Genomic DNA, 17,760 nt, shown 5'->3' with positions numbered 1-17,760 from the left:
CCTTCCCTTGCGCAAAGCCTTCTTATACCGAATCGGACGCCGGTCAGGCAGTGGCTTCGAAAGCCACGTGGTAGCTGACCTCACCTACTGGCCACTCACCGCTGAAGGACAGGGCCTGGAAGTACTCCGCCGGCACGCCGGGCAGTACCAGCCCCGGCCGTACGACGAAGCCGAAGCGACCGTAATAGGCAGGGTCGCCCAGCAGCACGCAGCCTTGCGCCCCCAGTTCGCGCAAGGCCGCCAGGGCCGCGCCCATGAGTCGCGAACCAATGCCAGTGCCTTGGCGCGCCGGCGCCACGGAGATCGGGCCCAGGCCGTACCAGTTTGGCGCGCCGGAAGAAATGCCTACCGGCGACAGGGCTACGTGGCCAACGATCTCTCCAGCGTCTTCCGCAACCAGGGAAATCGACAACTGCCCGGCACGACGCAAGGCGTTGACGATGAACTGCTCAGTACCGCTGCTGTGAGGGGCTGTGGCGAAAGCAGCGGCAGTCAGGGCCTCTATGGCCGGGATGTCGGCGGGTACTTCCGCGCGGATGCCGAGGCTCATGATTTGCCTCCCTGGACTTGTGGTGCGGGTGAACCGGGCAGAGGAATGCCCTTGGGCCAGAGCAACCAGATCTGGCCTTGTTGTTTCATGTTACCGGCCAGCTCGCCGGCCTCCATGCCAGTGCCCCAGAACAGGTCTGCGCGCACTTCGCCAGCAATCGCGCCGCCGGTGTCCTGGGCGGCGACCGGACGGATCACCGGGCTGCCGTCGGGCCGGGTGGTGGAGAGCCAGAGCAGGCTGCCGAGCGGGATCACCTTACGGTCGATGGCCACGCTGTAGCCGGCGGTAAGCGGCACGTTGAGCGATCCGCGCGGGCCTTCGTTGCTGTCGGGGTTGAGGCCGAAGAACACGAAGCTCGGGTTACTCGCCAGCAGTTCCGGCACCCGCTGCGGGTTGGCTTTCGCCCAGTCGCGAATCCTGCCCATGCTGACGTCTTCCTGCTTCAACTGGCCTTGTTCCACCAGCCAGCGGCCCACCGGGCGATAGGGATGGCCATTCTGGTCGGCATAACCGATGCGCAGTTGGCGCCCGCTCTCCAGTTGGATGCGTCCGGAGCCCTGGATCTGCAGGAACTGCAGGTCCATCGGGTCGGTCAGCCAGGCGAGCACAGGCGCCTTGACGCCCTGGGTGCGGATGGTCGCGGCATCGTCATAGGGCTTGAGCACGCGGCCTTCCAGGCGGCCGCGCAGGCGCTTGCCCTTGAGTTCCGGGTAGAGGCTGTCGAGGGCGACCACGATCATGTCTTCGGGAATCCCGTAGACGGGAACGGGCGTCTGCTCGCTCTGCTCCAGGCTGCCGGCGTAGACCGGTTCGTAGTAGCCAGTGATCAGACCCTGCGGGCTGTTGCGCGAACTGCGCAGGCTGTAGACCTCCAGCTGCGTCTTCAGCCAGGCGCGAATAGCGGCTGGATCATCCGGCACCTGCGCGGCGCTGCTGCAGGTGGCGGACCAGACCGGGTCCTTGGCCAGACGTGCGCAGGCCGAACGCCAGGCGGTGAAACCGGCGATCACGTCGGCGTCGCTGCTGGTAGGGAGTTCTTCCCAACTGGCCTTGGTGTAGGTATCGACCTTGGGCGGTTCGGGCTTGGTGGGTTCCTTGTCGCAACCAGCGAGCAGGGAGAGCAGGGCGGCGACGCACAGCGCCAGCCGGCCCGGACGGTAGAGAGGGGCGATCACGTCGTGATGTTCCTGATGGGAGAATCGAGGCCGGTAGCTTGGTGAATGGCGATGGCAACGTCAAATTGGGCGGACCGAAGCATTGATCCAAGCCACTGAAATCAAAAAGAAATATTCATCTAATAGGGTGCATGCAGTTTTTCTGGAGCTCCTTGGCGTGACCCGTACCGTTAGAAACTTCCGCAAAACCCTGGACGCCGTGGCGATGAACAACGAGGACGCTGCCTTGGCCGTAATGCGCGCGGCCGACCGCATAGGTGACGCCGTGTTGAAAGAGCAGCTGTTCAATGTGATCCAGCGAATGAACCAGGACGCGGCGGAGCTGCGGATGGTTCGTGATCAAGTCTCCTGACTGTGCAGTTGTAGGAATCTTCCTTTTGCCACGAGTGCATTTTCTGCTTGACCTGCAGGACTGCGGGCCTCTAGATTGCCCGCCATGACGCAATTCCCTTGGTTGTCCGGCCCCGCGATTATTACCGCCATTCCAGCAGTGGCGGGTTAGCCGACGACCAAACAAAAAACCCGCCCTCGAGGCGGGTTTTTTCCTTCTGTCTCCTGGGCGCCAAGATCGAAACCAGGAGCCCAGCATGACCACCTTCACCACCCAACCCGCCGAACGTCTCACCGAGCGTCCGCTGGATGCGCGCGAAAGCCTGCTCAAGCACTACGTGCGCAAGATCCTCGCCGCGCCGGTGTACGACGTGGCCATCGAAACGCCCCTGCAGCCCGCACGGCAACTGAGTGAGCGCCTCGGCAACCAGGTGCTGCTCAAGCGCGAAGACCTGCAGCCGGTGTATTCCTTCAAGATCCGTGGCGCCTACAACCGCGTGGTGCAGTTGAGCGATGAAGAGCGCGCGCGTGGTGTGATCGCAGCCTCGGCGGGCAACCATGCACAGGGCCTGGCCCTGGCGGCGCGGGAGCTGGGTGTGAAGGCGACCATTGTGATGCCGCGCACCACGCCCGAGCTGAAAGTGCAGGGCGTGCGCTCTCGTGGCGGCAAGGTGGTGCTGCATGGTGATGCCTTTCCCGACGCCCTGGCCCATGCGCTGAAGCTGGCGGAGGAGCGGGGCCTGACTTTCGTGCCGCCCTATGACGATCCGGACGTGATCGCCGGCCAGGGCACCGTGGCCATGGAAATCCTCCGCCAGCACGCCGGCCGCCTGGACGCCATCTTCGTGCCTGTCGGCGGCGGCAGTTTGATCGCCGGCATCGCCGCCTATGTGAAATACCTGCGACCCGAGGTGAAGGTGATTGGCGTCGAACCGGAGGATTCCAATTGCCTGCAGGCCGCCATGGCTGCCGGGGAGAGGGTCGTGCTCAACCAGGTGGGGCTGTTCGCCGATGGTGTGGCGGTGGCCCAGATCGGCGCGCATAACTTCGAGGTCTGCCGGCACTTCGTCGATGAGGTGCTGACGGTGAGCGCGGACGAGATCTGCGCGGCGATCAAGGACATCTACGATGACACCCGCTCCATCACCGAACCCGCCGGCGCGCTGGCCGTGGCCGGGATCAAGAAGTATGTGGAGCGCGAGGGCGCCAGCGGGCAGACCCTGGCGGCCATCGATTCGGGCGCCAACGTCAACTTCGACCGCCTGCGCCATGTGGCCGAACGCGCCGAGCTGGGGGAAAAGCGCGAAGCCATCATCGCCGTGACCCTGCCGGAGCGACCCGGTGCGTTCAAGGCGTTCTGCGAGGCACTGGGCAGGCGCCAGATCACCGAGTTCAACTATCGCTACAACTCGGGAGACGAGGCACACATCTTCGTCGGCGTGCAGACCCATCCGGTTTCCGATCCTCGCGCGGCACTCGTGGCGAGCCTGCAGGACCAGGGCTTCCCGGTACTCGACCTCACAGAGAACGAAGTGGCAAAGATGCATGTGCGCCACATGGTTGGCGGCCGCGCCGCATACATCGGCGAAGAGCGGCTGTTCCGCTTCGAGTTCCCCGAGCGTCCGGGCGCCCTGTTCAACTTCCTCAATAAGCTGGGCGGGCGCTGGAACATCACGCTGTTCCACTACCGCAACCACGGCGCCGCCGACGGTCGTGTGCTGGCCGGTCTGCAAGTGCCGGAGGATGAGAACCACCTGATCTTCGAGGCGTTGGACGAGATCGGTTATCCGTACTGGGAAGAGAGCGACAACCCGGCCTGCAAGCTGTTCCTGGGCTGAGACCGCGGCTGATCCTGGTGTCTTTGTGGGAGCGATTTCATTCGCGAATGCCGGTCTCAGGCCCGCTGCATAGCTGCACGGCAGCGTCGCTGACCGATCGCGATTGAAATCGCTCCCACATGCGAATCAAACCCTCCCGTTCAACCTCGTCGGACAATTCCGACAAAAGCGATGTTAACGCTAACAATCTGGTGTTAGAGTGCGCCCCATTCGTTGACCGATCCTTTGGAGGACTGCCCATGTTGACCTGCGGAGAACTGCTGGTTGAGCTGCTGGAAGGCTTTGGCGTGGATACCGTGTTCGGTATCCCTGGCGTACACACGGTAGAGCTGTATCGCGGCCTGCCCAATACCGCTATCCGTCACGTGACCCCGCGCCACGAGCAGGGCGCAGGCTTCATGGCCGACGGTTACGCCCGCGTGTCCGGCAAGCCGGGCGTGTGCTTCATCATCACTGGCCCGGGGATGACCAACATCACCACTGCCATGGGCCAGGCCTACGCCGATTCCATCCCGATGCTGGTGATTTCCAGCGTCAACAACACCGAGCAGCTGGGCATGGGCGGCGGCCGTCTTCACGAGCTGCCGTCCCAGCGCAACCTGGTTTCTGGCGTTGCCGCCTTCAGCCACACCCTGATGCGCCCCGACGAGCTGCCGGACGTACTGACTCGCGCCTTCGCCGTATTCAATGGTGCGCGTCCGCGCCCTGTGCACATCGAGATTCCGATCGACGTGATCACGGCCCCAGCCGACCACGTACGCCGCAAGCTGGGCGCTCTGCCGAGCCGCCCCGGTCCTTGCCTGGACGCCATCGCCCGCGCAGCCGAAATGCTCAAGGGCGCCAAGCGTCCGCTGGTACTGCTGGGTGGCGGTTGCGCCGACGCCGGCGCTGAAGCACAGCGCCTGGTCGAAGCACTGGATGCGCCTACCGCCTACACCATCAACGCCAAGGGCGTGCTGCCCAAGGGCCATCCGCTGGCGCTGGGCTGCAACCAGGCCTGGGTGCCGGTGCGCCAGATGGTGCTGGAGTCCGACGTGGTGCTGGCCATCGGCACCGAGCTTGGCGAGACCGACTATGACGTGGTGTTCGACGGTAACTTCCGGATCGAGAGCCAGCTGATTCGCATCGACATCGACGCCGAGCAACTGAACCGTAACTACCCGGCCGACATCGCCATCCTCAGCGACTCTCGCAAGGCAATGGCTGCCCTGGCCGATGCGCTGGGCGCGAAGGCTGCTTTCCATGCCGAGAGTGCCGGTTCGAAGCGTGCAGCTGCCGTGCGCGAGCAACTGGACGCGCAGTGGCCGGAAAGCTGGAACGGCCAGCGCAAGGTTCTGGAAACCCTGCAGCAGACCCTGCCGGACCTCATCGTGGCAGGCGACTCGACCCAGCCGGTCTACTCCGGCAACCACCTGTTCGAGGCGACCCGTCCGCGCAGCTGGTTCAACTCCGCCACTGGCTACGGCACGCTGGGCTACGGCCTGCCGGCGGCTGTCGGTGCCAAGCTGGCCGCTCCCGAGCGTCCGGTTATCGCGCTGATCGGCGACGGCGGCATCCAGTTCACCCTGCCGGAACTGGCCTCGGCCGTGGAGGCGGGCGCGCCGATCATCGTGCTGCTGTGGAACAACAGCGGCTACGGCGAGATCAAGCGCTACATGAAGAACCGCGACATTCCCACCATAGGCGTCGACATCTACACCCCGGACTTCCAGGGTCTGGCCCGTGCCTTCGGCTGCAATGCCGAGAAGGCCGAGAGCCTGGAGCATCTGGCCGAGCTGCTGAAGTCCGCCGCCAAGGCCGATCGCCCGACGGTGATCGAAGTGTGGGAGCACGCGGAGTTCCTGGCCTGATCCAGGACCGTTCCTGCTTTGTAGAGGGGCCGCGTTGTGGAAGCGAATTCATTCGCGAAAAAGGGCGATGTCGTCGCTCCGGATTTGTTGGGCAGGTCTTCGACCTGCTTCGCGATTGAAATCGCTCCCACACGGAATGTTCAGGGATAATGCGCCTCCCTGAACACGGCGCCAGAGGCCAGGATGTCGACCAAGAGCAAACCCACCCTGCACGACGTCGCCCAATTGGCCGGGGTATCCGGCATGACGGTGTCGCGGGCGCTGAGTAAGCCGGATATGGTTTCCGAGCGGACTCGGCAGAAGATCGAGCAGGCAGTACGCGAACTGGGTTACGTCCCCAACCTGGCTGCCAGCCAGTTGGTGACCCGACGCAGCGGCATTATCGGTGCGCTGATCACCACCATCACCAATCCCATCCTCGCTGCCACCATCGAGATCCTCCAGCAAGGGTTGGCACGGGCCGGTTACCACCTGCTGATCGGTGAAACCCGCTTCTCCCAGGAAGAAGAAGGCAAGCTGTTGCGCGCTTTCCTTGGGCGCCAACTCGACGGGCTGATTCTCGCCTACGGCTACCACGCGCCGGAAACACTGGAGCTGCTCCAGTCCACCGATGTTCCGGTGATCGAACTCTGGGACCTGCCCGAGGGCGAAATGCCGCGCCAGCCCGTGGGCCAGGTGGTGGGCTTCTCCAACTGGGCCGCCGGCGCTGCGGCGGGGCGTCACCTGGTGGAGTGCGGTTACCGCAGGCCGGCCTTTTTCGGGTACGACGATGAGCGCGAAAACTTGCGCTTCGCCGGTTTTCGCCAGGCCGTGCAGGACGGACTCGGTGTGGAACCTTTGCGGCTCAATACATCGCCCGTACCGCACATCGACGACGGCGTGGATGTAATCCAGCGCTTCGCTCGCGGCGAGATCGAGTGCGATGGCGCCTTCTTCACCAACGACATGCCCGCTATTGGTGCGCTATTCACCTGTCAGCGGCTGGGTATCCGAGTGCCGGATCAACTCGGCATCTGCGGCTTTGGTGACCTGCCCATTGCCCGCGTGGCGACGCCGTCACTCACCAGTGTGCGGATTCCCGCCGAGCGGGTGGCCAACGCCACTGTGGACCTGCTATGCCGGCGCATTGCTGGCGAACAAGAGTGGGAGGCGCTGGTGGATGTAGGCAGCGAATTGGTGGCGCGGGAGTCGACAGCGCTACGGGTCTGATGCCCCCATCTGTGGGAGCGATTTCAATCGCGAAGCAGGTCAAAGACCTGACAGGGTGGCCACTGCGGAGTCTTTTCGCGAATGAATTCGCTCCCACCAAAAGCGCCTGGTCAGTCCTTCGCCTGCAGCCACCGCTCAAATTCCCTGACCTTGGAATCCCGGCAACCCGCTGGCACTACGAGGTAGTAGTCGCCACGGTGCAGTGGTTCGGTGCTGGCGATCACTAGCCGGCCAGCTTCCACTTCCGGGACAACGAAGTAGCGCGGCAGCACCGTGATGCCCAGGCTGTGCACGGCAGCATCGAGGACGAACTGGAAGTGCTCCAGGCGTTGGCCGGGCAGGGCGTCGATCTCTTTCGGCGACAGGCCGGCACTTTGCAGCCAGAGCTGGGTGGAAGACTTGCCTTGATCCGCAAGGGCGCTGTGATGGAGCAGGGGATAGCGCAGGATGTCCCGCCGTTCGTTTACCGGGCCATGGCGTTCAAACAGTTCCGGGGTGCACACCGCCACCATCTCGCCCCCCATCAACAGATGGGCCTCGTACCCCGGCCAGTTGCCGTCGCCGAAAAGCACGGCCAGGTCGAAGCCTTCCAGTTGTTCATAGAGACGGTGCAGGTCGTTCATCACCTGCAGTTCGATCTCGGGATGCAACTGCCCATACGCCTTCAGTCTCGGCAGGAGCCAGCGGGTGGTGAGGGAGGGCTCGGCACCGATTCGCAGGCGACCGGAGCGGTTGGCGCTGACGCGTTGGGTGGCGGCTTCCAGCTGGTCCAGCAACGGGCTTATCTCTTCCACGTAGCGACGGCCGTCCTCGGTCAGCAACAGCCGCTGGCGAACTTTCTCCACCAAGGGACGGCCGAGCATTTCTTCGAGGTTCTTGATCTGCCGGCTGACGGCGCCCTGGGTCAGGCTGAGTTCCTCCGCTGCGCGGGTGACGCTCATGTGCCGGGCAAAGGCAGCGAAGCAGGTGAGGGAAATCATGCTGGGCAGGTGTCGGCGCATGGTGGTTCATTACGAAATGGAATGAGCTCGAGGAGGATAAATCGATATCTCCTGGCCAACAAGCGGCCCTAGTCTGCCTGCCTCGACAACCAGATAGCCTACGGGGAACCGATGAGCACTACAGAACAACAATTGCGTACCGATCTTGCCGCCGCCTACCGCCTCCTGGACCTCAATGGCTGGAGCGACCAGGTCTTCACCCATATCTCGGTACGCCTTCCAGGAGACGATCCGGCATTCCTGATCAACCAGTACGGCCTGCGTCCGGAGGAGGTCAGCGCGTCCAACCTGATGGCGATCGATGTCGACGGCAACAAGCTCCAAGCCAATGCGCCGGAAGTGAACCCGGCGGGTTTCACCATTCACAGCGCGGTCCACATGAACCGTCATGACGCCGTCTGCGTGATGCACACCCACACCATGGCTGGCATGGCGGTTGCGGCGCTGGAGGAGGGCCTGCTGCCGCTGAACCAGACCAACATGACCTTCTACGATCGGGTCGCCTACTACGACTACGAGGGTGTGCCGCTGGACCTGGAAGTGCGCGGCCGCATCGTCGCTGCCTTGGGCAGCAGCAAGGCCCTGATCCTGCGTAACCATGGTTTGCTCACGGTCGGCCGCAGCGTCGCCGAGGCCTACTTCCTCATGTATTACCTGAACCAGGCCTGCGAGATTCAGCTTGAAGCGATGAAAACGGGCCGGCCGCTGATCATTCCCGATCACGACGCCTGTGAGTTCACCGCACGCCAGCTGAACAACGACCGCTACCACCTGGAGAGCGTGGACCTGGTATGGCAGGCGGAGCTGCGCCGGCTGGATCGGATCGATTCGTCGTTCAGGGTTTGATAGCGCTTTTCACTGCGGGGGCGAACCTGCGGTTCGCTCAGCGATTGAAATCGCCCCCACAGGGTTTCGAGATTGCCGGATGGCATGGCGTTCTCGGCGCGAATCACCCCTCTCCTGAGGGAGAGGGGTAGGGGTGAGGCCACTAGCAGGCCGGCTCCGACCTCCCAGGTTCGCGAGCAGAGCTCGCTCCTACAGCCTGAATCCCCAACACAAAAAAGCCCGGACATGGTCCGGGCTTTTTCGTATCAGGCCGGCGCGGTCGCCGTCCGTGTTGCCGCCTCCCTGGCCTTTCGCTCCGCCAGGTACTGCAACAGCAGTCGTGCGCAAAGTACCAGCAGGGTCACCCCGATCAGCAGCACGGAAATGGCTGCCACGCTTGGGTCGACGTTATCCCGCAGGCCACCCCAGATGCGACGGGGCAGGGTGTTGACGTCGACGCTGGTGATGAACAGGGTCACTGCCACTTCCTCCCACGACAGCGCAAAGCTGAGCAGGGCGGTGGAGGCGATGCCGAGCTTGAGGTTCGGCATCACCACCAGGAAGGTAGTCTGCATCAGGCTGGCACCAAGGTTGCGCGAGGCCAGTTCGATGCGGCGGTCGATCTGGCTCAGGGCGACCAGCATGGTCACCACGCCGTAGGGCACCACCATCACCACGTGGGCGATGATCACGCCGGGAATGGTGTCGTAGCCGAAGCCGGGAGCGATGCGCCCGAGGTTGGTTTCCATGAAGTACAGGACCAGGGCCGAGATCACCGGCGGAATCGCCATGGGCAGTAATACCAGGCCGATCAGCACGGTGGCCAGACGCGAGCGCAGGTACCAGATGCCGAGGCTGAAGCTGACTGCCAGGGCGGTGGCGATCAGGCTGGTGGCGAACGCGATGCCGAGGCTCTGGAGGATGCTCGCCATCCACTCCGGGTTGCCCAGCAGGGCTTCGTAGTGGCGCAGCGACCAGTTGCCGTTGGGCATCGACAGGTAGCGCTTGCTGGTGAACGACACCGGGATGACCGTCAGCAGCGGGAACAGCATGAAAGCCATGGCCACCGTGGCGAGCAGGCGGGTGGAAAGACCCGTTTTGTGTGTATTCATGATTGACCTCAGCCCACCAGACGGTTGACACGGGTGATACGCAGCAGCAGCCAGATCAGGGCGCTGACCAGGGCCAGCAACACCACGCTGAGTGCGGCACCCAGACCCCAGTTGCTGGTCTGGAACATCTGCAGGAAGACGTACTCGGCGATCATCACGGTCTGGCCACCACCCAGCAGCACCGGGGTGATGAAGAAGCCCAGGCAGAACACGAAGACCATGATGAAGGCTCCCAGCAGGCCCGGTACGGTCTGCGGCAGCAGCACCTGCCAGAAGGTTCGCAGCGCGCCGGCACCGAGGCCGCGGGATGCCAGCAGAACGCGTTGATCGAGCTGGCGCATGCTGGAAAGCAGCGGGAACAGGGCATAAGGCACCATGAAATGGAGCATGCCGATAACCACGCCGGTTTCGTTGCGGGTCAGCTGCAACGGCGAGTCGATCAGGCCGAGACCCATCAGGCCGCCGTTCAGCACGCCGTTGCTGCGCAGGGCGATGAGCCAGCCGAATGCCCGTACCAGCACCGAAATCCAGAACGGGATGAAGATGCAAATCTCCACCATGCGTTGCCAGAACGGCGGGCTGAACACCCAGCAGTAGGCCAGCAGGTAGCCGATGACCAGCGCCAGGGTGCTGACCGTCAGGCACAGGCGCAGCGTACGCCAGAGCATGTCGTGGATAGCGGGATCGGTAGCGATGCGCTGGTACTGATCGATGCCGGGCTCCGGCAGGGTGAAGCTCCAGCCCACCACGCCGAGGAACGGCAGCAGGTAGAAGACCACCAGCAACAGGGGCAGAGGGATCAGCAGCAGGCTGCGCTCCAGGTTGGCGGAGTGGGTTGTGCTCATGCGCGGCGGCTCACTTGGAAAGGTGGGTCAGGTACTGTTCCAGGGTGGTGGCGTAGTTGTCGGCATACCACTCGGTGTTGAGGAAGATCTGCTTCTTGAAGTTTTCCTCGGACGCGCAATCCGCTTCGCGTTGCTCCGCCGTCATCAGCTTCTGGGTGGCGCTGTTGGACGGACCGTTGCCCAGCAGTTCGAAGAGCTTGAGTTGGCCTTCTGGCTGAAGCGCGTGCTGGATGAAACGCATGGCTTCCGGGCTGCCGGCCGGGTTGTCTTGCAGGACGGCCCAGCTGCTGGCGTTGAGGAAGGCATTGTCATAGCCCCAGCGGATGCGACCTTCGCTGTCTTCGGCGAGCAGCTTGGCGCGAGTGCTCCAGATGGCGCCCATCGAGACTTCGCCTTCGATCATCAACTGCTGGCTTTCCGCGCCGGAGCTCCAGAACGACAGGACGTGAGGCTTGAGCTCGTCGATCTTGCGCAGGGCACGCGGGACATCCAGCGGGTAGAGCTGTTCAGCGGGGACGCCGTCGGCCAGTAGCGCGGCCTCGAGCATGCCGTTCATCCACTTGTAGAGAGTGCGCTTGCCGGGGAATTTATCCACGTTCCAGAAATCGGCCCAGCTCGCTGGGCCCTGATCTCCGAACTGCTCGCTGTCCCAGGCCATCACGTAGCTGAACAGGTAGCCGGCGATGCCATGGTCGTGGGACAGGGCGGGGGCGACCTGGCCACGCTGGATGACGCTGTAGTCCAGCGGCTGGAGGATCTTGTCGCGGCCGAGGGTCATGGCGCTGTAGCTGTCCACGTCCACAACGTCCCAGCTCGGCTTGCCACTGGCCAGCTGCGAGCGGATGGCGCCTTCGGTCGGGCCGGCGCCGTCGATACGGACCTGGATGCCGGTGCTCTGGCTGAAGCTGTCGGTCCAGGCGCGGCGGAAGGCGTCCAGCGCATCACCCCCCCAGTTGACGACTACCAGCGGCTTGCCGTCGTCGGCCCAGCTGATACCGCTGCGCATGGCGAGCGGCGCGGCTGCCAGCAGGCCCATTGCCTGGATGAAGGTGCGGCGGTTGATCTGCCCGCCACGGGCTTTCTCGATGAGGACTTCGATGCAGTCGCGCTGATGTTCCTGGCTCATGGGCAATTCCTCGCGTGGCCCGCCCATATGGGCGCGGCCGATTGTTGTTGTAGGGAAGCGCAGTGGGAAAAAGTGGCGATTCGGTCGGTCAGGCATCCAGCAGGAAGCTGCGCTGTACCGGCCAGCTCAGCCATACCGGGGTGCCACTGGCCAACTGCGCGCCGGGATGGTTGCCGGGTACCGCCAGGTTGATGGCCGGGGCGTCCTGGCCGAGCTTCAGGGCGAGGTGAGTACTGGCGCCCTGGTAGACCTTCTCGGTGAGGTGCGCGGCGACGATGTTGTGACCGGTGAGCTCGGGACGCTCGATGTGCAGGTCCATGTGCTCGGGGCGTACCGCCAGCAGCTTCGGTTGATCGCCCAATGCCTGTGGAGCTGCGGCGTGCAGGTGGTTGTCGCCGCAGCGGCCGCTGGCATTGGTGCCGTTGCGGGTCAGGTCCGCCAGGGGGAAGAGGTTCATCTTTCCGAGGAATTCGGCAACGAAGCGGCTATTGGGCCGATCGTAGATGTCTTCCGGGCTGTCGACCTGGGCCAGCCGGCCCTGGTTGAAGATGGCGATGCGAGTGGAAAGGGCCAGCGCTTCGCCCTGGTCGTGAGTGACGAACACGAAGCTTGTACCCACTTGGCGATGGATCCGTTGCAGCTCGGCCTGGAGCTGTTCGCGCAGGTTCTTGTCCAGCGCGGAGAGGGGCTCGTCCAGCAGCAGCAGGTCCGGTTCGAATACCAGCGCGCGGGCGATGGCGACACGCTGTTGCTGGCCACCGGAAAGCTCCGCCGGCTTCTTCTTCATGTGCGCGCCGAGGCCCACCACTTCGAGGATGTGTTTGACGCGACGTTGGCGTTCTTCTGCCTTCACACCGCGAATGCGCAGCGGATAGGCGACGTTGTCCTCTACCGACATGTGCGGGAACAGGGCGTAGCCCTGGAACACCATGCCGAAGTTGCGTTTCTCGGCCGGACGACGGCTGATGTCTTCGCCGTTTTCCATGAGTTTGCCGGCGCTGGCTTCCAGGAAGCCGGCGAGGATCATCAGGAGGGTGGTCTTGCCTGAACCCGACGGGCCGAGGAGGGTGAGGAACTCACCCTGGCGAATGTCCAGGTCGATGCCGTCCAGGGCGGTGAAATGTCCGTACTGTTTCCTGATCCCCTGGGCGCTGAGCTGGATGGCCTGACTGCTTGGCACTCTGGTGACTCCCCTTGTTGTGCTGGGACTCGCAAATGGGTCCCGGATTGGGCGTTTTGGCCATTATTGTCAAAGGCAGCGCTACATCAATGGAATTATTTCTCCATTAATGTTTAGTTTTTTTGGACATTTGAAAGGGGATGGAAAGCACTGAATGTGGGGGCGAATTCATTCGCGAATGAATTCGCCCCCACAGCTTTCAGCGATGATCTGACCACAGTTGGGTCGAGGCTTGCAGTTGGGTCTTCACCCAGTTGCTGAAGGCTTGTACGGCGGGGCGTTCGGCCTTCTGCGGGTCGGCCACCAGGTAATAGCCTCGATGGGAGTCGATGGCGATCTCGAACGGGCGGACCAGCAGGCCACGGGCCATGGCGTCGCCGCTGATAAGGTTATCGCCCATGCCCACGCCCTGTGCGGCAATGCAGGCGGACTGCGCGCAATGCGCATCGGAGAAGACGATGCCGGTGCCGGCATCCACGCTCGATGCGCCAGCGGCGGCGAGCCAGACCCGCCAGTCGCTGTAGTCGCTCATGTGCAGCAGCGGGAATCCGGCCAGTTCCTGGGGGATTTTCAGGCCGCCCAGGGCGTTGATCAGGCGTGGACTGCATACCGGGAAGAAGCGCAGGGCGACGATCTGCTCCACTGACATGTCCGGCCAGTCGCCAATGCCATAGGCGATGAAGAGGTCGACGTTGGTGTTGCCAACGTGGTCCGGCGTGCGCGGCGAGATCAGCTGCAACTGGATTTGCGGGTACTCGCGCAGGAAGCCGCCGATGTGGTGGCACAGCCAGTAGGTGGCGAAACCGGGGTTGCAACTGACGCAGAGGCGCCCGGAGATTTCCTGGTCATCCAGGCGTCGGCTGGCTTCTTCCAGGTTCGACAGGATGCGGTGCACCTCCCGGGCATAGCGCTCGCCCCGGTAGGTGAGGCCGATGCCGCGACCGATACGTTCGGTCAGAAGGAACCCCAGGCTCTCCTCCAGGCTGCTGATCTGGTGGCTGATGGCGCTGCGGGTCAGGTTCAGCTCATGGGCGGCGGCGGACACGCTGCCCAGGCGGGCGACGGCGTCCAGGGCACGGAGGGCGGTCATCGAGGGGAAGCGCATGGTGGCTCCGGAATTCTGGATGTTGGGTGAAAATATCTAAACATTAGTGGCGAAATAAATCGATTGTTGTATCGCTCGACTCAACAATACTAGGGCCAGCCCACCGCTGGCCCTGCACGGACGGGCCCGGTCATACCATCAAGGAATCCCCTTCATGCACGAGCCCAAGCAATTCGCCCTGGAATGGGTGGCGCAGCAGCACAAGACGCTGTCCGATTGGCACCAGGTCATCTGGCATTACGCCGAACCCGCGTTCCGTGAGTACAAGTCCTGCGCATGGTATGTGGAATTGCTGCGCAAGGAAGGCTTCGAGGTGGAAGAGGGAAGCGGTGGCATGCCCACGGCGTTCTGCGCCACCTTCAAGAACGGTGAAGGCCCGGTACTGGCCACGTACGGCGAATACGACGCCGTGCCCGGCAATTGCCAGGCTGCAACGACCCGCAAGATGCCGCGCGACGGCCTGTCGCGTTTTGCCCCCGGCCATACGGACCCGCACTCGGCGCTGGGCATCAGCGCTCTCGGTGGCCTGCTGGCGGCCAAGGCGGCGATGCTGGAGCACGGCATCCAGGGCACCCTGAGGTTCTTCGGCGAGCCGGCGGAAAAGCTGCGCGCCTCCAAGCCGGTGCATGCCGCCAAGGGCTATTACGACGACATCGACGCGGCCATCAGCTTCCACCCCACCTACATGCTGCCGCTGAACAACACCACCACATGGGATACCCATTGCGGCATCGCCTACGCCTACATCTACACCTTCACCTGCGATGAGCCGCAGAACTGGATCGCCTCGGACAAGTACAGCCCGATTCCGCAGAACCACCTGGCGGCTCGTGCACCGGGTGCCAACGATGCGCTGGTGCACTTCTACACCCTGAACGAGAGCCTGCGTCGCTCGACCCTGCCGTTCACCGGCCTGTGGAGCTACAACGAGGCCATCCTCACCGCAGGCCAGGCGACCGCGGACAACCTGCCGCCGCACATTTCGCAGATCCAGTACCTGCTGCGCTGCGACTCCATCGAGCAGGCCGAGACCATTTCCCAGGTGATGGACAACAACGCTGCCGCCACCGCGATGGCCACCGGGTGCCAGTGGAAGAAAACCTGGGTGTGCAAGTCCCGTGGTGGTCTGCCCAACCATGTGATGGCCCAGGCCACCTACGACAACCTGGCGCTGGTCGGCGCGCCGAGCTGGGGCAATGAAGCCATCGAGATCGCCCAGGAAATCCAGGCCAATCTCGGCCTGGAACCGATGGAAAAGCCCTTCCTGCCGGCTACCGAGGAATTGATCGAGCCGCAGGAGTGCGAACGCCAGATGCGCCTGCAGATGCCCGCATGGCAGAAGCACCTGACCTCAGACGACTACCCGGAATACACCTGGCATTGCCCGACCGTGCGCCTGCTCGTAGCACGACCGATGCTTTCGGCGCCGGCTGGCTACACCTATCCCGATTGGGTGGCCAACGCCCTGGGCGGCATCCGCCAGACCATCGACCCGATGATCCACGTAGCGGCCAAGACCATCGCAGCGACCCTGGTGGACCTGTTGACCCGTCCGGACCTGCTGGCTGCCGCCCGCGCCGAATTCGTCGAGCGCACCGGTGGGGGTATCGGTGGCAGTCGCTGGCAGGCACCGCTGCTGCCGAAGGATTTCCAGGCTCCCCATCGCTATCGCTGGCCGGAGTACATCCGCACCGTGCGCGGTGAGGAATGGTGGATTCCCGCGCGCGACGACGAATGAAGCGGCGGCGAGCCTGCCATTCAGGCTTGCAGCCCTGACGATTCCAACGATTCAAGACTGACTCTGCCAAGACGGGTGGAAAGCCCGCGCTTATTCCGAAGAAGGTGTCACTGCCATGGGTACCCCCACCGATTACCGCTCCAGTAACGTTCCAGGTCCTTCCGGCGCTGCCGACCTGCTGCTGACCAACGGCCGCATCTACACCGTGGACGAGTCCAACTCCTGGGCCGAAGCGGTGGCCATTCGCGGCGGGCGATTCGTCGCGGTCGGCTCCAGCGCCGAGATGGATGGCCTGATCGGCGCCCATACCCAGGTCCTCGACTTGAAAGGCCGCTTCGCCATGCCCGGCATCTACGACATGCATACCCATCCGGACCTGAAACTGGCGCCGGGCTACGCGGGGTATCTGGAAGTGGGTGTCGAGGACCCGACACCGGAGCAGGTCAAGCAGGCCATTCTCGACTACGCCGCTGCCCATCCTGGCGATGGCTGGGTCTACGGCCAGTATTTTGTCCGTTACACCTTCAAGCAGGCCGGCCTGGTGCCAGATCGCGAATGGCTGGACAGCGTCCTGCCGGATCGTCCGGTGGCCATCCTCGATCGTTCCTGGGGCTGCATGATGGTCAACTCCAGAGCATTGGAGCTGGCCGGTATCGACGCCAATACCCTGGACCCGCGTCATGGCTACATCGAGCGCGACAGCGTGACGGGTGAGCCCACCGGCATCCTGGTCGACGGCGCCTACGCACTGATTCATGCCGCCATGCCGCCGACTCCCCAGCACGCGCTCAAGCGTGCGTACCGCGAAGGCGTCTGGTTCCAGAGCGGTCATGGCGTGGTCGGCACCAAGTACGTGCACGTCTGCGAACACCGCCTCAATGCGCTGAAATCCATCGACCAGGTCGGCGAGCTTTCAGTCCGCGTGGAAGCCGCCATCAGTTGGCAGGACGATATCTTCCCGGTGAAGCGCCGTTGGGAGCTGCTGGCCGGCGAGCGGCACTTCTATAGAAGTGCGCGGCTCAATGCCAATGCGGTGAAGTTCCACTTCGACGGCACCCACGAGTCGCGCTCGTCCTACCTGTCCAGCGCCTGGCCGGGCGAAAGCAGCTGGCGCGGTCACCTCAATCTGACGCCGGAGCACATCACTGACATGGTGGTGGACATGGATCGCAAGGGCATCCGCGTGATCGCCCATTGCACCGGCGACGGCGCCTCCGACCTGTTCCTCGATGCCGTAGCCGAAGCGCGTCGGCGTAACGGCGACACTGGCGTGCGCCATCAGTGCGCCCACAGCACCACGCTGCTGGATGCCAACCTGCCGCGCTTCGCCGAGCTGCAGGTAACGGCGGAGTTCTCGCCGGTGGGCTGGTTCCCGTCGTCCTTCGCCAACGCCCGTGCCGTGTTCGGCGAAGACCGCATGCAGCGCGCCTACAACTTCAAGGGTGTGCTGGAGCACGGCGGGGTGGCCGTGATGGGTACCGACTGGCCAGTCTCCAGCATCAATCCCTGGATCGGCTTCGAGGCCATGGTCACTCGCGAGAATCCCTACGGCGAGGAAGAGGGACAGTTCTATGGCAGCCCCATCAGCCTGGAGCAGGCCATTCGCGTGATGACACTCAATGGTGCCTGGTGCATGGGGATCGAAAACAAGGCCGGCTCCATCGAGGTGGGCAAGTCCGCCGACCTCATCGTGCTCGATCGCAACCTGTTCGAGGTAACGCCCAAGGGCAACATCCACAACACCCAGGTGCAGCTGACTCTGCTGGAAGGCGAAGTGACCTGGGACCGACATGGCGAGTTCGACGAAACCAGCTACGCCGCCACCTGGCGTGGCGAGTTGCCGAATTTCTGATGTGCAAGGCCGGGAGAATCCCGG

At 63.6% G+C, this 17,760-nt stretch carries 15 protein-coding genes; 7 read left to right on the top strand and 8 right to left on the bottom strand.

What is annotated here, in order from left to right; genetic code table 11:
- Window positions 1-43: 43 nt before the first annotated feature.
- Window positions 44-550, bottom strand: coding sequence for an N-acetyltransferase (locus E8E75_RS17350; RefSeq protein WP_120650905.1), 507 nt, complete (start codon window positions 548-550; stop codon window positions 44-46).
- Complete coding sequence (locus tag E8E75_RS17345) at window positions 547-1,725, bottom strand: MltA domain-containing protein (protein WP_280359469.1); 1,179 nt, start codon at window positions 1,723-1,725, stop codon at window positions 547-549. The genes E8E75_RS17350 and E8E75_RS17345 overlap by 4 nt, the downstream gene beginning before the upstream one ends.
- 157 nt (window positions 1,726-1,882) lie before the next feature.
- Between E8E75_RS17345 and E8E75_RS17340 the strand changes: the two genes are divergently transcribed.
- The 4 genes from E8E75_RS17340 (at window position 1,883) to E8E75_RS17325 (ending at window position 6,952) form a co-directional block, all read left to right on the top strand.
- Window positions 1,883-2,077 carry a hypothetical protein gene (locus E8E75_RS17340; protein WP_120650907.1) on the top strand — a complete coding sequence of 65 codons (195 nt, stop codon included), beginning with the start codon at window positions 1,883-1,885 and terminating at the stop codon, window positions 2,075-2,077.
- 235 nt (window positions 2,078-2,312) lie between these two features.
- Entirely contained in the window at window positions 2,313-3,893 is a 1,581-nt protein-coding gene (gene ilvA, locus E8E75_RS17335) for a threonine ammonia-lyase, biosynthetic (protein WP_280359468.1), read from the top strand.
- Window positions 3,894-4,132: 239 nt separating this feature from the next.
- Window positions 4,133-5,743: a 5-guanidino-2-oxopentanoate decarboxylase gene (locus E8E75_RS17330; protein WP_153921958.1), complete on the top strand. Its 1,611-nt coding sequence runs from the start codon at window positions 4,133-4,135 to the stop codon at window positions 5,741-5,743.
- Window positions 5,744-5,926: 183 nt separating this feature from the next.
- Complete coding sequence (locus E8E75_RS17325) at window positions 5,927-6,952, top strand: LacI family DNA-binding transcriptional regulator (protein WP_153921961.1); 1,026 nt, start codon at window positions 5,927-5,929, stop codon at window positions 6,950-6,952.
- 110 nt (window positions 6,953-7,062) lie between these two features.
- Here the strand turns inward: E8E75_RS17325 and E8E75_RS17320 are convergent, their stop codons facing one another.
- The gene (locus E8E75_RS17320) at window positions 7,063-7,953 is read right to left on the bottom strand and encodes a LysR substrate-binding domain-containing protein (RefSeq protein ID WP_256673291.1); all 891 of its coding nucleotides are present in this window, start codon (window positions 7,951-7,953) and stop codon (window positions 7,063-7,065) included.
- Window positions 7,954-8,046: 93 nt separating this feature from the next.
- Here E8E75_RS17320 and E8E75_RS17315 point away from each other — a divergent pair, with 93 nt between their 5' ends.
- On the top strand, window positions 8,047-8,799 hold the full coding sequence (locus E8E75_RS17315; RefSeq protein WP_280359610.1) for a class II aldolase/adducin family protein: 753 nt from the start codon (window positions 8,047-8,049) through the stop codon (window positions 8,797-8,799).
- Between the two features lie 245 nt (window positions 8,800-9,044).
- On the opposite strand, the gene E8E75_RS17310 is transcribed toward E8E75_RS17315, so the two are convergent.
- From E8E75_RS17310 to E8E75_RS17290, 5 genes are all read right to left on the bottom strand, one after another.
- On the bottom strand, window positions 9,045-9,890 hold the full coding sequence (locus tag E8E75_RS17310) for an ABC transporter permease (RefSeq protein WP_153921967.1): 846 nt from the start codon (window positions 9,888-9,890) through the stop codon (window positions 9,045-9,047).
- 8 nt (window positions 9,891-9,898) lie between these two features.
- Window positions 9,899-10,735: an ABC transporter permease gene (locus E8E75_RS17305; protein ID WP_153921970.1), complete on the bottom strand. Its 837-nt coding sequence runs from the start codon at window positions 10,733-10,735 to the stop codon at window positions 9,899-9,901.
- A gap of 10 nt (window positions 10,736-10,745) precedes the next feature.
- Window positions 10,746-11,861, bottom strand: coding sequence for an ABC transporter substrate-binding protein (locus E8E75_RS17300; RefSeq protein ID WP_153921973.1), 1,116 nt, complete (start codon window positions 11,859-11,861; stop codon window positions 10,746-10,748).
- Between the two features lie 88 nt (window positions 11,862-11,949).
- Complete coding sequence (locus E8E75_RS17295) at window positions 11,950-13,041, bottom strand: ABC transporter ATP-binding protein (protein ID WP_280359467.1); 1,092 nt, start codon at window positions 13,039-13,041, stop codon at window positions 11,950-11,952.
- A gap of 199 nt (window positions 13,042-13,240) precedes the next feature.
- Window positions 13,241-14,146, bottom strand: coding sequence for a LysR substrate-binding domain-containing protein (locus E8E75_RS17290; RefSeq protein WP_280359466.1), 906 nt, complete (start codon window positions 14,144-14,146; stop codon window positions 13,241-13,243).
- A gap of 154 nt (window positions 14,147-14,300) precedes the next feature.
- Here E8E75_RS17290 and E8E75_RS17285 point away from each other — a divergent pair, with 154 nt between their 5' ends.
- Both E8E75_RS17285 and E8E75_RS17280 read left to right on the top strand, forming a co-directional pair.
- Window positions 14,301-15,884: an amidohydrolase gene (locus E8E75_RS17285; RefSeq protein ID WP_153921979.1), complete on the top strand. Its 1,584-nt coding sequence runs from the start codon at window positions 14,301-14,303 to the stop codon at window positions 15,882-15,884.
- 115 nt (window positions 15,885-15,999) lie between these two features.
- Entirely contained in the window at window positions 16,000-17,736 is a 1,737-nt protein-coding gene (locus tag E8E75_RS17280) for an amidohydrolase (RefSeq protein ID WP_280359465.1), read from the top strand.
- Window positions 17,737-17,760: the final 24 nt, after the last annotated feature.

The sequence above is a fragment of the Pseudomonas sp. BN606 genome, assembly GCF_029873115.1.
Lineage (GTDB): Bacteria > Pseudomonadota > Gammaproteobacteria > Pseudomonadales > Pseudomonadaceae > Metapseudomonas.
The sequence above is the reverse complement of the archived record's forward strand: the minus strand, read 5'-3'. Positions and strand labels throughout refer to the sequence as shown.

What these genes read in the sequence shown, in the direction of transcription:
- E8E75_RS17330 (WP_153921958.1), top strand. Translation starts at nt 4,133, where the DNA reads ATGTTGACCTGCGGAGAACTGCTGGTTGAGCTGCTGGAAGGCTTTGGC.
- E8E75_RS17300 (WP_153921973.1), bottom strand. Translation starts at nt 11,861, where the DNA reads ATGAGCCAGGAACATCAGCGCGACTGCATCGAAGTCCTCATCGAGAAA.
- ilvA (WP_280359468.1), top strand. Translation starts at nt 2,313, where the DNA reads ATGACCACCTTCACCACCCAACCCGCCGAACGTCTCACCGAGCGTCCG.
- E8E75_RS17310 (WP_153921967.1), bottom strand. Translation starts at nt 9,890, where the DNA reads ATGAATACACACAAAACGGGTCTTTCCACCCGCCTGCTCGCCACGGTG.
- E8E75_RS17325 (WP_153921961.1), top strand. Translation starts at nt 5,927, where the DNA reads ATGTCGACCAAGAGCAAACCCACCCTGCACGACGTCGCCCAATTGGCC.
- E8E75_RS17305 (WP_153921970.1), bottom strand. Translation starts at nt 10,735, where the DNA reads ATGAGCACAACCCACTCCGCCAACCTGGAGCGCAGCCTGCTGCTGATC.
- E8E75_RS17280 (WP_280359465.1), top strand. Translation starts at nt 16,000, where the DNA reads ATGGGTACCCCCACCGATTACCGCTCCAGTAACGTTCCAGGTCCTTCC.
- E8E75_RS17290 (WP_280359466.1), bottom strand. Translation starts at nt 14,146, where the DNA reads ATGCGCTTCCCCTCGATGACCGCCCTCCGTGCCCTGGACGCCGTCGCC.
- E8E75_RS17285 (WP_153921979.1), top strand. Translation starts at nt 14,301, where the DNA reads ATGCACGAGCCCAAGCAATTCGCCCTGGAATGGGTGGCGCAGCAGCAC.
- E8E75_RS17320 (WP_256673291.1), bottom strand. Translation starts at nt 7,953, where the DNA reads ATGCGCCGACACCTGCCCAGCATGATTTCCCTCACCTGCTTCGCTGCC.
- E8E75_RS17350 (WP_120650905.1), bottom strand. Translation starts at nt 550, where the DNA reads ATGAGCCTCGGCATCCGCGCGGAAGTACCCGCCGACATCCCGGCCATA.